The organism is Streptomyces sp. NPDC058691, assembly GCF_042714775.1.
Classification (GTDB): domain Bacteria; phylum Actinomycetota; class Actinomycetes; order Streptomycetales; family Streptomycetaceae; genus Actinacidiphila.
Map to the genome: position 1 here is coordinate 126,988 of NZ_JBHXSO010000005.1, position 15,563 is coordinate 142,550.

12 protein-coding genes are annotated in these 15,563 nt (G+C 73.9%); 9 read left to right on the forward strand and 3 right to left on the reverse strand.

What is annotated here, in order from left to right; genetic code table 11:
- Positions 1-128: 128 nt before the first annotated feature.
- The 3 genes from ACFWVC_RS05745 to ACFWVC_RS05755 form a co-directional block, all read right to left on the reverse strand.
- Positions 129-1,043, reverse strand: a complete 915-nt coding sequence (locus tag ACFWVC_RS05745) for a helix-turn-helix transcriptional regulator (RefSeq protein WP_384278336.1) — start codon at positions 1,041-1,043, stop codon at positions 129-131.
- A 1-nt stretch (position 1,044) separates the two neighbouring features.
- Positions 1,045-1,920, reverse strand: a complete 876-nt coding sequence (locus tag ACFWVC_RS05750) for a DUF4097 domain-containing protein (RefSeq protein ID WP_384278339.1) — start codon at positions 1,918-1,920, stop codon at positions 1,045-1,047.
- Positions 1,921-2,169: 249 nt separating this feature from the next.
- Positions 2,170-2,349, reverse strand: a complete 180-nt coding sequence (locus ACFWVC_RS05755) for a DUF6104 family protein (RefSeq protein ID WP_384278345.1) — start codon at positions 2,347-2,349, stop codon at positions 2,170-2,172.
- 185 nt (positions 2,350-2,534) lie between these two features.
- Between ACFWVC_RS05755 and ACFWVC_RS05760 the strand changes: the two genes are divergently transcribed.
- The 9 genes from ACFWVC_RS05760 to ACFWVC_RS05800 all read left to right on the forward strand — a co-directional run bounded on the left by ACFWVC_RS05760 (position 2,535) and on the right by ACFWVC_RS05800 (position 15,559).
- Positions 2,535-2,876: a CU044_2847 family protein gene (locus ACFWVC_RS05760; RefSeq protein WP_384278349.1), complete on the forward strand. Its 342-nt coding sequence runs from the start codon at positions 2,535-2,537 to the stop codon at positions 2,874-2,876.
- The gene (locus ACFWVC_RS05765; RefSeq protein ID WP_384278353.1) at positions 2,873-4,960 is read left to right on the forward strand and encodes a trypsin-like peptidase domain-containing protein; all 2,088 of its coding nucleotides are present in this window, start codon (positions 2,873-2,875) and stop codon (positions 4,958-4,960) included. The genes ACFWVC_RS05760 and ACFWVC_RS05765 overlap by 4 nt, the downstream gene beginning before the upstream one ends.
- Before the next feature lie 142 nt (positions 4,961-5,102).
- A complete protein-coding gene (locus ACFWVC_RS05770) occupies positions 5,103-6,140 on the forward strand; it encodes an AAA family ATPase (protein WP_384278359.1) in 1,038 nt (345 codons plus the stop codon).
- Between the two features lie 6 nt (positions 6,141-6,146).
- On the forward strand, positions 6,147-9,371 hold the full coding sequence (locus ACFWVC_RS05775; RefSeq protein ID WP_384278364.1) for an SAV_2336 N-terminal domain-related protein: 3,225 nt from the start codon (positions 6,147-6,149) through the stop codon (positions 9,369-9,371).
- 71 nt (positions 9,372-9,442) lie between these two features.
- Positions 9,443-9,652: a YxD-tail cyclophane-containing RiPP peptide gene (locus ACFWVC_RS05780; RefSeq protein ID WP_384278368.1), complete on the forward strand. Its 210-nt coding sequence runs from the start codon at positions 9,443-9,445 to the stop codon at positions 9,650-9,652.
- Positions 9,653-9,872: 220 nt separating this feature from the next.
- On the forward strand, positions 9,873-11,081 hold the full coding sequence (locus ACFWVC_RS05785; protein ID WP_384278659.1) for an FxsB family cyclophane-forming radical SAM/SPASM peptide maturase: 1,209 nt from the start codon (positions 9,873-9,875) through the stop codon (positions 11,079-11,081).
- A gap of 68 nt (positions 11,082-11,149) precedes the next feature.
- Positions 11,150-14,131: an FxSxx-COOH system tetratricopeptide repeat protein gene (gene fxsT / locus ACFWVC_RS05790; RefSeq protein ID WP_384278373.1), complete on the forward strand. Its 2,982-nt coding sequence runs from the start codon at positions 11,150-11,152 to the stop codon at positions 14,129-14,131.
- Positions 14,132-14,145: 14 nt separating this feature from the next.
- Positions 14,146-14,331 (forward strand): hypothetical protein, encoded by a 186-nt coding sequence (locus ACFWVC_RS05795; RefSeq protein WP_384278378.1) that lies wholly within the window; start codon positions 14,146-14,148, stop codon positions 14,329-14,331.
- A 19-nt stretch (positions 14,332-14,350) separates the two neighbouring features.
- Positions 14,351-15,559, forward strand: coding sequence for an FxsB family cyclophane-forming radical SAM/SPASM peptide maturase (locus tag ACFWVC_RS05800; RefSeq protein WP_384278382.1), 1,209 nt, complete (start codon positions 14,351-14,353; stop codon positions 15,557-15,559).
- The last annotated feature ends 4 nt before the right edge of the window (positions 15,560-15,563 follow it).

Genomic DNA, 15,563 nt, shown 5'->3' on the forward strand with positions numbered 1-15,563 from the left:
CGAGTTTTGCGCCTGGGTGGTGGTTTGGGTCTGCCGGTGGGCCGCCCCGCGGGGGGGGGGGGGGCGGCGCCCCGGCCCGCCCCCGCCCCCCCCCGCCCCCCGCGGGGGCGCCGGGGGGGGGCGGCCGGCTAGTCCTTCCGGTCCTTACGGTCCTTGTGCTTGCCGCGCAGGACGACGCCGATGTGGGCGGCGGCCGTGGACAGGTGGCGGCGGACCTCGCGGAGCTGCTCGGCGTCGACGCCGTTGTCCCGGGCGGCGTCGCGGACGTCGTCGCGGAAGCGGTCGAGGAGGCGTTCCAGGTCGCGTGCGGGGTCGTCGGTGACGGCGGCGTCGTCCGCCCCCCACTCGGGGGTCTCGGCGGGCTCGGGCCTGCCGTTCGCGGACGAGTCGGAGGTACGGCCGAACGCGCCGAGCTCACGGGTGAGTTCGGCGAGGCCCTCACGGACGCCCGCCTGCCAGTCGCCGCGCCGGACGTGGTCCTGGACCTCCTCCTGCACGCGGCGCGCGATGCGCTGCACCTCGTCCCGGGCGGCGTCCTGGGCCTCCCTGGCGGCACGGCGCGCGCTGTGGGCCTCCTCGCGGGCCTGCCGGATCTCCTCCTTCGACCGGCGCATCTGCTCCTTCCAGTCGGACTGGGGGTTCTTCGGCTGCGTGCGCGTCGCCTGCTGGGTGGCGGCCCGGATCTCGCGGCGCAGGTCGCCGGCGGCGCCGCGGACGTCCTCGCGGATCTCCGCGGCCAGGGAGGAGACCGAATCGCGGATCTCGTTCTCCAGGTCGGCCAGTTCGTCGTCGCGGGAGGCGAGTTCGGCGCGCCCGGCGTCGGTGATGGAGTACACCTTGCGGCCGCCCTCGGTGGAGTGGGTGACCAGGCCCTCCTGCTCCAGCTTGGCCAGCCGCGGGTAGACGGTGCCGGCGGAGGGGGCGTACAGGCCCTGGAAGCGCTCCTCCAGGAGGCGGATGACCTCGTAGCCGTGGCGGGGCGCCTCGTCCAGCAGCTTCAGCAGGTAGAGGCGGAGCCGGCCGTGGGCGAAGACGGGGGCCATGTCAGACGCCCTTCCGGAACGGATCCGCCGCGTCCGTCCCGTACGCGCCGTCCGGGGAGGGCGGCCGGCGCAGCAGGGCGATCGCGCCGGAGACGGTGGTCGCCTTCAGCCGCGTGCCCCCCGTTCCCAGCCGGCCGGAGATCCGCTTGGCGCCCCACTGTCCGCTCACCCGCAGCTCGTCGAAGGCGCAGGAGACATCGCCGCTGGTGGTGTTGGCGTCCACCTCGGCGTCGCCCGGGTCGGGGATGCGGATGGCGATCTCGCCGGAGACCGAGGTGAGGCGGACCTCGGAGCCGCTGCGCGGGTCCAGGTCGAGCACCATGTTGCCGCTCACCGAGTCGGCCTTGACGTGGCTGGCGCTGCCCTCGACCACGGTGAGGTCCCCGGAGACGGTGTTCACCCGCAGGTCACCGGAGACCGCCTGGGCCTCCACGTTCCCGGCGACCGTCTCGGCGGTCACGGGCCCGGCCTGCCCGACGAGCGTGATGTCGCCGTTGACCCCGCGTACCGCCGTGCGGTCGGAGATGCCCGAGACGACCGCGCTGGCCCCGACGACCCCGACCGAGACCTGGGTGCGCTGCGGCACCGCGAGCGAGACCACGGCATGCCGCCGCCAGCCCTTGCGGTCGAGCCACTTGAGCAGGCCCTTCCACGGCAGGTCCTCGTAGGAGACGGTGAGGGTGCCGCCCTCGTGCGTCACGATCAGCGGCGGCCCCTCCAGTTCGCCGACCTCCAGCCGTGCCGGGCCCTCGTCGACGCCGACGACGTTGACGGCGCCGTTGACGATGCGCACATGCAAGGTGTCGACGGTTCCGTCGAAGACCATCTTGTGCGGCTCGGTGATCTTCCACTCCCGTGTGCCGGGTGTTCCGCTCATTCCGCCCCTCCTCGGGGTCGCCGGGCGCGTGGGCCGCGCCGACACCGACAACGCAACATATCGCGTCTCTCGATAGACACGATATATCGCGTAACGGGGAAGTCAAGCGTCCTCGCGCACCGCGCGGCGCGGAGTCCCCGCCGGGCCTGGGTGTTTGGGGACCGGTTGCCCAGGGCTACCGGTCGGTCGGGTCATCGCGGTGGTGGCGCGGTCACTGCGGCGGGTCCGGGCGGACGGGCCGCCGCGGGGTCATTCGTCCTCGTCGTCGTCCAGCCGGGCGAGCCAGGTGGCCAGCCGTTCCACGGGGATCTCGAACTCGGGGCTGAGGTCGACGAACTCGCGCAGCCGCTCGGCGAGCCACGCGAGAGTCACCTCCTCCTCGCCCCGGCGGTTCTCCAGCTCCTCGATGCCGCGGTCGGTGAAGTACAAGGGGTGCTCCGGATAACTCGGTAAAACGCAGACGGACGCAGACTGACGCTGACTGACAGTGACGGACGCTGACCGCCCTGACGGACGTTTCGCCCGGTCAGGATAGGCGGAATCGGGATTCTCCCGTGCAATGGCCCTCACGGCGATAGCCTGATCATTCGTCATCTCGTGGGGCGGAGGGTTCGATGGGGGAGCGAGCGCGGCCGATCCGGCTGCCGGACGGCACACAGATATGGGCCCGGGTGTCGAGACTCGACGTCGAGGCCGACGGCGCGTACGAGGACGAGTGGGAGGACGTCGGCCTCTGGGACACGGTGACCACCAGGGTCGAGGGGCTGCGGGAGATGGTCGGCGGGGTCGCCGCGTCCGTACGGGAGGCCGCCGCCGCCGCGAAGCCGCAGGAGTGGAGCGTCACCTTCGGTGTGGAGGTGGCCGCCAAGCCGGGCAAGGCCATCGCGCTCCTCGCCGACGGCGAGGCCAAGGCGAATCTGTCGATCACGCTCACCTGGCGGGACGCGGGACAGTGACGCGCCCCCAGGGTCTTGGCGACCGTTCCGGCCAGGACCACCTCGGCGAACTGCTGCGCCTGGTCGGGGAGGCCACCGTCGGCATCCGGGCCCTGCCGGGCCCGCGGGGTGCCGGGCGGGCCAAGGGGTGGGGGAGCGGCTTCCTGGTCGCGCCCGGCTGGGTGCTCACCTGCGCGCACGTCCTGGTGCACTCCGACGGCAGGCGCCGCGGCACCGGCCGCGACGAGGACATCGGCATCGTGGTCGGCGGGCGGGTCGTCCGCGGCCGGCTCGCCTACCACCTGGCCGGGGATTCGGCGGCCGTGGCGGCCCGCTGGGACGGCGGCACGGACTCCGAGCCGTACACGCCCTCGGCGATGGGCATCCACCCCGACCTCGCCCTGATCCGCCTGCTGGAGGACGTGGCGGACCAGTCGTGCGTCTGGCTCACCGACCGCACCTGGGTACCGGTCGGCGACGCCCACATCTTCGGGCGCCAGGACGACGGCGACGACGACCCCGCCGCCGGACCCTGGGAGATCGACTGCCGCCTCGCCGGGCAGGACCGCGGGCAGATCCTGCTCGACGCGGCCGCCCGGCCGCGCCCCGGTGTCTCCGGGGGCCCGCTGGTCGACATGGAACGCGGCGAGGTGGCCGGGGTGGTGAAGGCCCGGGGCCGCGAGGGCACGACCACCGTGCTGGCCGTCCCCCTGTCCGCGCTGCGCGCGCTCACGGCCGACCACCACGTGCCGGGCGCCCCCGACCTCGGACCGCTGCCGTACGACGCCCTCATGCGCCTGCACGACCGGTGGCACGCCGACCGGCAGCGGCCCGGCGGCGGCACGGTCCGCACCTGGGCGGACGTCCAGAAGCACCTCCCGGCCGTCGCGCCCGGCCGGCGCGCACTCGACCGGCTGCGCGCGCTGGAACTCCTTGCGAGCCTGCCCGCCCCGCGCCATGCCGGCCAGGTGGAACGGATCGCCGCGGAGGCGATGCGCGCGCCCGGCCGCACCTGGCCCCAGCCGCTGCCCACGTGGCGCGACGGTCACGGGGTGCTCTACGACCCCGATCCCGGCCGCGAGTCGCGGATGGTCCTGCGGTACCTGCTGTTCGCCGCGGCCGAGGCGGAGCGCGCCGCCCGGGACGGCGAGGACAAGACGTCCCTGGGCCATGCCGAACGGCTGCGGGAGTGGGCGGAGGAGCGCGCCCGTTACCTGGACGTGGACGAGCGCGACGAACTGGGGCGGGTCGGGCGCCGGCTGCCGTCCTCGGTGCTGGTGGAGTTCGAGCCCCGTGCGTACGACGAGGGGACCCCGGTCTTCGACTGGACGATCCGCCTCGGGTACGGCGCCGGCGAGTGGACCTTCGAGAGCGTCGGCGACGACCCGCGGGGGTTCCCCTTCGACTACGCCGTGCGGCTGGTGGAGCACCGGCTGCGCGAGGTGCTGGACGGCGCGGACGGCCCCGGGGGCACCCCCGCCCGGCTCGAGGTGGCACTGCCGGACGAGCGTCTCGGCACCGCGGCCCACCGCTGGCTGATCGCGCAGAACCGCACGGTCGGCCTCGGCCGCGCCGTCGTGGTGCGGGACGTGGGACGCCGCGGTGTCCCCGACCCCCGGTGGGAGGCGCGCTGGCGCCGGCTCACCGGCGCGGAGCGGCTGCAGCCGCTGCGCCTGGCGCGCCCGGGGAGCGTGCTCGGCCGCCACGAGATCGACGCCGGGGCCGACGGGGCGGTGCCCGTGCTCTGCCTCGCCGTCGGTGACGGTCCGGGCTCCGACGCCGCGGGCGTGACCCTGGAGAGCGGATACGCGGTCGCGGTGTGGCGTGCCGACGGCCATGCGCCCGAGCGCTGCGCCGAGGACTGCGACCTCTTCCACTCCCGGATCACCGCCCTCCTCGACGCATCCGGGCAGGGCAGTATGAACGGCTCCGGGGTGTTGCGTGAACTCCCGTGGAGGCTGGGGCAGTTGAGGGAGGACGCGACGAACGGGGCGGCCGCGGCCGGATGGGTCGCGCAGGTCATCCTGCTCTACGACGATCCGGGCAATCCACTGCCCCAACTCTCCGGCCCGCCAGTACACTTCCCCCTTCCGCGGGGCCGGTGACCCGACCGGAATCCGTCGTGACCTTCCGTATGCGTGGGTACTGTCATAGCGTCCCTGTTGAGAGCGTGGACGCCGTCCGACCGCCCCCACCGCCCGACCTCTGACGACGACCTGCTGGCCCGCCAGCGATGAGGAGTGCGACGTGAGCGAGTGGCTGATCTACCGTGGCGCGGGCGCTCCGCACGACGGGATCACCGAGCTGCCGCCGCCCCCGCCCTGGCGGGATTTCGACGGCGAGCCCCTCGTGCCGGAGCCGGCCCCGCTGGACCCCGCCTCCGAGCGCAGGCTCGGTGTGCAACGCCGCCAGGCGGCGTTCCACCGGCCCGGCAACCAGGAGCGCGAACTCGTCAACGCCGCGCTCTACCTGCGCCGCCCGCTGCTGGTGACCGGCGAGCCCGGCAGCGGCAAGAGCACGCTCGCGCACTCCGTGGCGTATGAACTCGGCCTCGGCCGCGTGCTCAACTGGCCCATCGTCAGCCGCAGTACGCTGCGCGACGGCCTCTACCAGTACGACGCCATCGGGCGCCTCCAGGACCTGCAGATCGAACGCAGCGCCGGCGGCTCCGCCTTCGCCGAGGCGAGCCGCGGCGACGAACCGGGCGGCGGCATCGGCCGCTACATCCGGCTCGGCCCTCTCGGCACCGCGCTGCTGCCCTCCCGGCGGCCGCGCGTGCTGCTCATCGACGAACTCGACAAGAGCGACATCGACCTGCCCAACGACCTGCTCAACGTGCTGGAGGAGGGCGAGTACACCATCCCGGAGCTGGAGCGCATCACCGACCGCGCGCGCGAGGTGCCGGTGCGCTGCGACGACGGCACGGTGGTCACGGTCCGCGACGGCAAGGTGCGCTGCAACGCGTTCCCCTTCATCGTCCTCACCAGCAACGGCGAACGGGACTTCCCCGCCCCGCTGCTGCGCCGCTGCATCCATCTGCAACTGGCCACTCCCGACAAGGAGCGGCTGGCGGGCATGGTGCGCGCGCACTTCGGGGAGGCCGCGGCCGAGCGCTACGACTCGGTCATCGAGAGCTTCCTGGCCCGCTCACCGGGCGACGTGCGGGCCGTCGACCAGCTGCTCAACGCCATCCACCTGATCCAGCAGGCCGGCTGGACCGACGAGGAGGAGACCCGGCAGCGGCTCACCGCGGAACTTCTGCGCCCGCTCGACCGGACGAGGTGACCGGCTGTGCCCACCGGGATCGGGGAGGCCGGCCGCCGGCCCCTCACGGACCTCGTCGGGCGGTTGCGGGCGGCGGGGGTCGACCTCGACGCCGAGGGAATCGCCGACGCCCTGTGGCTCGCGCAGTGGGTCGACCCGGGCGACGGCACCGCCGGGGCGGAAGCCGCGCCGGCCGGCGGCGCGACGGCCGACGCGCCAGATCAAGCCAATCTGCGACCGGACTCCGACACCACCGGCACCGGGCCGGAAATCGGCACCGGCACAGGCCGGACCCCGCCCGCCGACCCTGAGCGGGCGCACCAGGGCCGCCGCACCGTCGATCTGCTGCCCGTGCGCAGCGGCGGCCCCGCGGGCGGCCGCGGCCCGCTCAGCGAGATCGCCGTGCCCACCGCGTCCGCCTTCCCCGCGCTGCTCCCGCTCCAGCGCGCGCTGCGCCCCATGCAGCAGTACCGCCCGCCCGTCGCGCCCGCCCGCACCGAACTCGACGAGGACGCGACCGCGGAACGCACCGCCGGCTCCGGCCTGGTCTGGCCCGTCCTGCGGGGCGTACGGCGCCATGAGGCGGACCTGCAACTGCTCATGGACGGCTCGGCCTCGATGGCCGTGTGGGAGCAGATGCTGCAGGAACTGCGCGAGGTCGGCGAACGCGTCGGCGCCTTCCGCAATGTGACGGTCCGTTATCTGCGGCCGTATGCCACCGGCGTCGGCGCGGCCACCGCGCCCGGCCCCGACGAGCCCCTGAGCCCCGCCGAGCAGCTGTACGACCCCACGGGCCGCCGGCTCAGCCTGGTCGTGAGCGACTGCGCGGGCCCGCTGTGGCAGGACGGCCGCATGCACCGCCTGCTGCGGCGCTGGGCGGAGCACGCACCCGTCGCCGTCCTGCAGCCACTGCCGCAGCGGCTGTGGCCCCGTACCTTCCTGCCCGCCGTGCCGGGCGTCCTGCGGCGCCGGCCGGGCCCCTACCGCGCACTGGAGTTCCGTCCGCAGCGCCGGCGCTCCGCCGCGCAGGCGCCGCCGGGCGCGCTGCCCGTACCGGTGCTGTCGGCTGTCCCGGCGGCTCTGGGCTCCTGGGCGCGGCTGGTGTCGGGCACCGCCGGGGTCACCCTGCGCGGCGCCGCGGCATGGGTCGCCGCCGACGCCGGACCCGACCTGCCCGTCGTGCCCGACCTGCGCGACCGGGACCCCGGGGAACTGCTGCACGCCTTCGAGACCTCCGCCTCGCCGCAGGCCCGCCAGCTCGCCGTGCACCTGTCGGCGGCGCCCCTGGCGCTGCCCGTCATGCAGCTCGTCCAGCGCGCCATGCTCCCGCAGACCGGCCCCACCGAACTCGCCGAGGTGCTGCTCAGCGGCCTGGTCGTGCCGGTCGGCCCGCAGGAACCGGCCGGGCCGGCGGGGGACGCGGGCGAGAGCCCCTGGTACGACTTCCTGCCCGGCGTGCGCGACCTGCTGCTGCGCCGGCTGACCGCGGGCGAGGCGGCGCTCGTCCTCAAGCACTGCTCCCTCTACATCGAGAAGGCCTTCGGCCGCAGCGCCCGCAACTTCCCCGCCGTGGCCGTCGCCTACCTCTCCGGGGCGGGCCGCGAACCCGAGACCGGGCCCGACGCCGTGCCCGAACCCTTCGCGCGGGTCTCCGAGCGGGTGCTGCGCCGCTTCGAGCCCTCCCTCGACTTCTCCGTCACTCCCACCTGGCAGGACCCGCCGCAGAACGGCCCCGCCGGACCCGCCGCGCTGGGGATCGCCCGGCTGGAGCGGTACGAGCGCGGGGGCTCCGTCCGCGATCTGCTGGAGGCGGTGCGGCTGCTGCGCGCCGCGGCCGGTCCGTCCGCCTCCGGCACGATCGGCAGCAGGCTCGCCGACGCCCTCCGCCACGCCTGGCGGGAGTGGGGCGACTCCGACGTCCTCGGCGAGGCCGAACAGGCCGCCCGGGCCGGGCTCACGGCCGGCGGCGGCCCGTACGCCCGCCTCGCCCTGGCCCGCGTGCTCGCCGAGCGCGCCGACGCGGGGATCGCCGCCGGACGTGCCGACGCGGCCCTGCCCGGCCTGCGCGAGGCCGCCGGCCACTGCCGGGCCGCCCTGGCCGGCGAAGCCGGCGCGGGCCCGTCGCTGCTGCTGTCCTGCGCTCTGCAGCTCGCGGAGTGCCTGCGGACGCAGTACGCCCTCGAACCCCCGGGTCCGGCCCGCCACGCGCTGCTCCAGGAGGCCGAGGACGTCTGCAACGCCCAGCTGCGCCGCTGGCGTTCGGCGGAACTCCCCAGTGCCCTGCTGCTCGGCCGCGGCCGCGTGCTGCTCGACCGCGCGCGTACCACCGGCGAGCAGTCCTTCGCCGTGCGGGCCGCGGCCGACCTGCGCGCCGCCGTCGGCCTCATGCGGGCCGACCAGGTGCCCGCGGCGGAGCTGCGCCGGCCGCTGCTCGACCTCGCCGAGGCGCTGACCCTGGAGCCCGGCGGGCGGGGCGTGGACGAGGCGCACGACCTGCTCACCGAAGCCGCCGCCATCGCCCGCGAACTGGGCGACGGCCCCGCCGAGGCCGAATGCCTGCGCCGCGTCGCCGAGACCTGCCGGGCCCGCTGGGAGCGCACCGGCGACGCCGCCCATCTGCGGGCCGCCGACACCGCCCTCACCCGGGCCCAGCGCCTCGTCCCGCACGACGCGCCGGTCCATGTGGAACTGCTCGTCGCCCGCGGCGAAGTCGCCCTGAAACGCGCCGAGCTGGACCCGCGGAACACCCGCGTCGTCACCGAGGCCGTCCACGTCCTGCGCGAGGCCGTCGCCGAGACCGCCTCCCACGCCCCGCGCGCCGCCGCCCGCCGGCTGCTCTTCGGGCAGGCCCTGCGGTTGCGGCACGAACGGCAGGGCGGCCTCGCCGACCTCCACGAGGCCGCTTGGGTACTCGAACTCGCCACCCGCGCCGAGGACGCCGAGACCGCCGCCCGCGCCTGGCTGGAGCTCGGCGACGTCCAGGACCTCCTCGCCCGCCGCACCGGCGCCGTCGCCCCCCTCACCCGCGCCGCCGAGGCCTACGCCGAAGCCGCCCGGCGCACGGCCGGCCCGCTCCTCGCCGCCAGGGCCCACCACCGCCGCGCCGTCGTCCTGGAGCGCACCGCGGGCGCCGCCGTGGCCCTGTCGGTCTACCTCAAGGCCGCCGACGCCTGGGAGGCCGCCGGCGCCGCCGACAGCGACGAGGCCCACCGGACCGCGGACCGGATCCGGGCCCTGCGCCCACGACATTGACGCCACATGTGTTTCCCGGGACGTCAGTTCGGGCATCCCCGTCCAGCAGGCCATCCCCAGAGGAGAACAGAGTGCACAGTCCTCCGACGAGCGGACCGCCGGAGGAGCGCCAGGAGCGCACGGAGCCGCTCCCGGACTTCTCCGGAGTCGATGTCCCGTCGCTGCGGGATGCCCCCGGGCACCCGGTGCTTTCCGCGGTCGTGGCCGATCTGCTGGACCACTGGCCGGCGGAGGGGGAGGCGGTGGCGTACTACGACGACAGCCCCGGGAGCGGTGGTTAGCGGGGTCCCGGGCCGGGCCTGAGACGCCTGCGGAACCCCGGCCGGTTCGCGCCGGTCGACCGCACGGGCCGGCGCCCGCCCTGCTGACAGTTGCCCCCTGCATGAAGCATCATCGGGCCGGGTGGCAACCGAGCCGCAGGGAGACTCAGGGGGCAGTGTGGTCGGCACAGCCGGTACGTCCCCGACGGAAGACGACTCCGTACGGCACGCTCCCTGGCCGCTGCGTCTGCTCGACGTCCCTGCCCTGCGCAGGGCGGGCACTCCGGCCGTCCCGTTCCGGCAGTTCGTGCTGAAGCTGCACAGCCGCTGCAACCTTGCCTGCACCTACTGCTACATCTACCAGGGAGCCGACACCAGTTGGCGGGACCGCCCGGTGAGTGTGGCCCCGGCCACCATGCGCCGGACCGTGGCACGTATCGCCGAGCACGCCCGTACCCACGCCCTGCGCAATGTGCAGGTGGACCTGCACGGCGGCGAACCGCTGCTCAAGGGCCCGGAACCTCTTCTCGCGACCGCCGGTCTGCTGCGTTCGGCACTGCCGCGCTCCTGCGCCCTCACCATCGGCGTGCAGACCAACGGAACGCTTCTCAGCGGCACCGTGCTTGCCGCACTCGCCGACGGCGGCATCCGTGTGGGGCTGAGTCTGGACGGCGGTACCGCGGAGCTGAACCGGCGCCGGATCGACCACGCCGGGCGGCCCTCCTGGACGGCCGTATCGGATGCCGCGCGGCTGCTCCGGGACCATCCGCGGACGTACGCCGGTCTCCTCGCCACCATCGATCTCGGCAGTGACCCGGCGTACGTGTACACCTCGCTGCTGGCGCTGGACCCGCCGTTCCTCGACCTGCTCCTCCCGCACGCGAACCGGAGCAGCCCGCCGCCCACCGGTGACGGCGGTCCCGTGCCGTACGGCAGGTGGCTGTCCGAGGTCTTCGACCTGTGGTGGGACGCCGCGGTGCCGGGGCCCCCGGTGCGTCTGTTCCGCGAGATCCTCGGGCTGCTCCTGGGGCGCCCGGGCACCAGCGAGTCCGTGGGGCTCTCCCCGGTGGCGGCCGTCGTGGTCGACACGGACGGCTCGATAGGGCAGGTGGACTCCCTCATGGCGGCCTACCACGGCGGGATGTCCACCGGGCTCAGCGTGTTCACCGACTCCTTCGACACCGCTCTCGACCACCCGGGGATCGCGGCCCGGCAACTGGGGATCGACGGTCTGTCCGACACCTGCCGGCAGTGTTCCCTGGTCAGGGTCTGCGGCGGTGGCAACTATGCCCATCGCTTCTCGGAGGGTAGTGGCTACCTTCACCCGTCCGTGTACTGTTCCGATCTTGAATTTCTGATCCGGCACATCGCCGACCGGCTCACCGCCGCCCTTCCGCCAGCCCGGACGGGCCCCGAATGGGTCAACACGACTGCCTGCAGATCTGTCTGACGGTGCACCATATCCATTAGGGTTTTGAGCCCTACGATGACGTTTGCTCGCAGTAGGGAGACGGTCGCATGGCCGAGCAAGCCCGGACGCCCGGCCCTGGCGAGCATTTCACCATCAGCTATGCGGGCTTCAACCGTCCCTGGGCCGCCTGGATCTCTCACCAGCTGGAGCAACTGGGACACCGCACGGCGATGCTGCGCTGGGATCCGGGAGCCGAGGGGCCGCTGAGCGATGCCCTGCAGGATCTGCTGCGGGCCCCCGGACGCGTCCTGCTCCTTCTGGACAACTGGTACTTCCGGCTCGGTCCGCGCACCCGGGAGGAGTGGACCTCGGCGCTGCGCGAGGTCGTCCCGCCGAACGCCGACCGGTTCGCCGCGGTGAGCGTCGCGACCGAGTCCCTGCCGCCCACCGTCGCCGCTCTGCGCCCCGTCGACCTGCACGAGCTCGCGGCATCCGAGGCACGCCGCCGCATCCTGCGCCGGCTGGACATCGACCCCGCCAGAGTCCCCGCGAACGGCGCGGAGAAGGCGCCGCGCTTCCCCCTCGACCCGCCGGAAATCCGCAGGACCCCTCGGCGCAACGACCGCTTCACCGGTCGCGACCCCCTTCTGGAGAAGCTCCACGACCTGCTGACGTCGGGTGGTGACGAGGGATCGCAGTGCGCCCTGTACGGGATCTCCGGTGTCGGCAAGAGCCAGATCGCCCAGGAGTACGCGCACCGCTTCGGCAACGCCTATGACGTCGTCTACTGGGTCAGCGCCAACTACCGGGGCACCGCGCGCGAACAGCTGGCAGAACTCGCTCCGCGGCTGAACCTCCAGGTCGGCCAGGAGATCGGCGACCGCATCCGCGCGGTCCACGAGGCCCTGCGCACCGGCCGCCCGTACGGACGCTGGCTGCTGGTCTTCGACGGCGCCGACTACATGGACCAGGTCGAGGATCTGATCCCCGAGGGCCGCGGCCACGTGCTGCTGACCACCCTCACCCGCGACTGGTCCGCCGCCGGCCGCACCCAGGAGATCGAGGTCCGCCCCTTCATCCGGGGCGAGAGCGTCGCCTACGCGCTGCGTCGTGCTCCCCGCCTGACAGCCGAGGAGGCCGACGACCTGGCCGAGGCCGTGGAGGACCTTCCCCTGCTCCTCGCCCAGACCACGGCCTGGCTGGACACCAACCCGATGCCGGCCAAGGAGTACATCGGGCTGATCAAGCGCGGCGAGCCCAACCAGTTGGGGATCGGCATCGGTGACAACTACCCGATGAGCTTCCAGACCAGTTGGTCGATAGCTCTCAACACGCTCCGCGAGCGCACTCCCGGGGCCGCCGAACTCCTCAAGCTCCTGGTCTTCTTCTCGCCGGACGCGATCCCCGTCCGGCTGATCCAGTCCGCCCGCGCCCGCGACCTGCCCGAGCACCTCGCCACGCTCGTCGCCGACCCGATCGGCTGGCACACCGCGCTGCGCCGCCTGTCGGAGGCCACCGCCGTGCGGCTGGACTACGAGACGAGCCCCGGCCAGGAGACCGTGGTCGACACCGTGCAGATGCACAAGCTCTACCACGGCTTCCTCCGCAACGACCTGAGCGAGGACGAGCGCGACACCCTGGCCCTGGCCGCCTGCCGGATCCTGGTCCGCGCGGACCCGCGTCGTCCCACGGAACCCGGGGAGTGGCACCGCTACGCCGAGCTGTTCCCGCATCTCAAGCACTCCGGAGCACTGGAGAGCAGCGACGAGGACGTGCAGGACCTCGTCCTCAACTGCATCAACTACCTTCGCACGCGCGGCGAGTACCGCACCGGCCTCGCCCTGTGCGAACAGGCGCTGGCGCGGTGGCGCGGCCGTATCCCGCCGACCCGCCGCATCATGCTGATCGCGATGACGCTCCACACCAACCTGCTGCGCAGGTCCGGCCGTTACCGCGAGGCCGAGGCAGTGGGGCGCTCGGTGGTGCACGCCTTCGCCGACCGGTCGCCGGACGACCCGGACCTGCTGACCGCCCGCAACGCCCTCGGCGGCGCCCTGCTGGCCCTGGGCCGGTTCCGTGAGGCCCGCGAGCTCTACGACGACATGCACGGCCAGTACCAGCGCACCGTCGGACTGGAGAGCCCGCGCACCCTCCAGGCGAGGGAGAACCTGGGCCTCGCCCTCGGACTCCTCGGCCGCTACGAGGAGGCGCTGGAGGCACACGACGACAACGTGGTCGTGCGCACCCGGCTGTACCGGGCCGACAACCCCGACACCCTCCGTTCCGGACTCGCCTCCGCCTGGATGCTGCGGCTGCTGGGCCGCTACACGGAGGCCATGTCCAAGCAGGAGCTCAACGTCCGCCTGCACCGCCAGCGGCTCGGGCCGAACAACCCCGAGACGTTGCGGGCCGAGCACAACCTCGCGCTGTGCATGCGCCGTCAGGGCGACCTGGCGGGGGCCGAGGCGCTGATGAGCAGTGTCGTGGCACGCTGCGCGCAGGTGCAGGGGCCCCGCCACCCGGAGACGCTGATGGTGCAGGCGGACTTCGCCACCTTCACCCGGGAGCACGGCAATCTCGACCAGAGCCGCGAGCTCTCCGAGAGGGTCGCGGAGCGCTACCGCGACCTGGTGGGCGAGGACCACCCGTACACCGTCGGCACCTACGGCAACACCGGCCTGGTGCTCTGGGAGTACGGAGAGCGCGAAGCCGCCCTGGACATCGCCGAACGAGCGCTCGTCGGCATGCGCCGGGCCGTCGGCGACGACCACCCCTGGGTCCTGGGCTGTGCCCTCAACACCTCCGGTGCCCGGCACCTGGCGGGCCACGAGGAGGACGCCCTCGAGTTGAGCCGCCGCAATGTCCAGCAGGCCGTCCGCGTCATGGGCGACACCCACCCCCTGACGCTGTCCAGCAAAGCGGCCCTGGCCGACGACCTGAGGACCCTGCGCCGCGCCGAGGAAGCGAACAAGCTGGAGCGCGAGGCGCTGCAGCAATTGACCGACACTCTCGGCGCCCAGCACCCGCACACGATGTCCGTGCGCCGCCGTGAGCGGCCGTACTGGGACTTCGAACCCCAACCCATCTGAAAGGCGCGACAACGATGCACGACACCCATGAGCCGGTCTCGGACGAAGCGCTGCCGGACCTCTCCGGTCTGGACGTGAGTTCGCTGGCCGGCCGTGCGGGGCGCCCGGCGCTCACCTCGCTGGCACCGGTGCTGCAGGCCCGAGCCGAGGCCGGCGGGACCATGGTGGCGTTCTACGAGGACGGCATCTTCATCGCCTGATCCCGCGATCACACGCACTATGTGGCCCTTGCAGACCCTGGACGTCGCCGGTGTGCGCCGTGCGGGAGTCGCCCCCGTACCGTTCCGGCAGTTCGTGCTGAAGGTGCACAGCCGGTGCAATCTGGCGTGCACGTACTGCTATGTCTACCGGGGAGCCGACGAGAGCTGGCGGGATCGTCCGGCCCGGGTGCCGGAGGAGGTCGTGGCCCAGGCGGCGGAGCGGATCGCGGAGCACGCGCAGACGCACCGCCTCACCACCGTGCACGTCAATCTGCACGGCGGCGAGCCGCTGCTCGCCGGGGCCGCCCCGCTGGTGGACTACACCGCCACGGTGCGGCGGGCCGTGCAGGCCCGGGTGCCGGAGTGCCGGGTGCACGCCTCCGTGCAGACCAACGGCACGTTGCTGACGGAGGCCGCCATCGCGGCGCTGGCGGACGCCGGCATCCGCGTCGGGGTGAGTCTGGACGGGGGCACGGCGGCGCTCAACCACCGCCGCGTGGGCCACAACGGACGGCCGTCCTGGCCCGCCGCGACCCGCGGACTGCGGCGTCTGGCCCGGCGCCCGGAAGCCTATGCGGGCGTGCTGTGCACCATCGACCTCGCCTCCGACCCCGTCGAGGTCTACGAGTCGCTGGCGGCCCTGGAGCCGCCCTCGATGGACCTGCTCCTGCCGCACGCCAACTGGTCGGCCCCGCCGCCCGGCAAGCCCGCCGGCCGCGAGCCCGCCCGGGGCGGCCCCACTCCGTACGCGGACTGGCTGATCCAGGCCTTCGACCGCTGGTTCGGCGCCACGAGCAGCGCGCCGCCGGTCCGGCTCTTCGCCGAGATCATCGGGCTGTTGCTGGGACTGCCCAGCGGCGCCGAGGCGGTCGGCACCTCGCCCGTCGCGGCGGTGGTCATCGACACGGACGGTGCGATCGAGCAGGTCGACTCCCTCAAGACCGCGTACGAGGGCGCTCCCGCCACCGGTTTCGACGTCTTCCACAACTCCTTCGACGACGCCCTGGACCACCCCGGCGTCGTCGCCCGCCAGCTCGGCCCGGACGCCCTCCCGCCGATCTGCCGCTCCTGCCCCGTCGTCGCGGTCTGCGGCGCGGGCAACTACGCCCACCGCTATCTGTCAGGCGCCGGTTTCCACAACCCGTCCGTCTACTGCGCCGACCTGGAGAAGCTCATCCGGCACGTGGCGACCCGGCTTCAGGGCGCGGCGGGCCCGGCGTCGTCCTGACGTC

Bases quoted from the DNA above. Each gene is read 5' to 3' on its own strand.
- ACFWVC_RS05745 (WP_384278336.1), bottom strand. From the start codon at position 1,043: ATGGCCCCCGTCTTCGCCCACGGCCGGCTCCGCCTCTACCTGCTGAAG.
- ACFWVC_RS05750 (WP_384278339.1), bottom strand. From the start codon at position 1,920: ATGAGCGGAACACCCGGCACACGGGAGTGGAAGATCACCGAGCCGCAC.
- ACFWVC_RS05760 (WP_384278349.1), top strand. From the start codon at position 2,535: ATGGGGGAGCGAGCGCGGCCGATCCGGCTGCCGGACGGCACACAGATA.
- fxsT (WP_384278373.1), top strand. From the start codon at position 11,150: ATGGCCGAGCAAGCCCGGACGCCCGGCCCTGGCGAGCATTTCACCATC.
- ACFWVC_RS05795 (WP_384278378.1), top strand. From the start codon at position 14,146: ATGCACGACACCCATGAGCCGGTCTCGGACGAAGCGCTGCCGGACCTC.
- ACFWVC_RS05800 (WP_384278382.1), top strand. From the start codon at position 14,351: ATGTGGCCCTTGCAGACCCTGGACGTCGCCGGTGTGCGCCGTGCGGGA.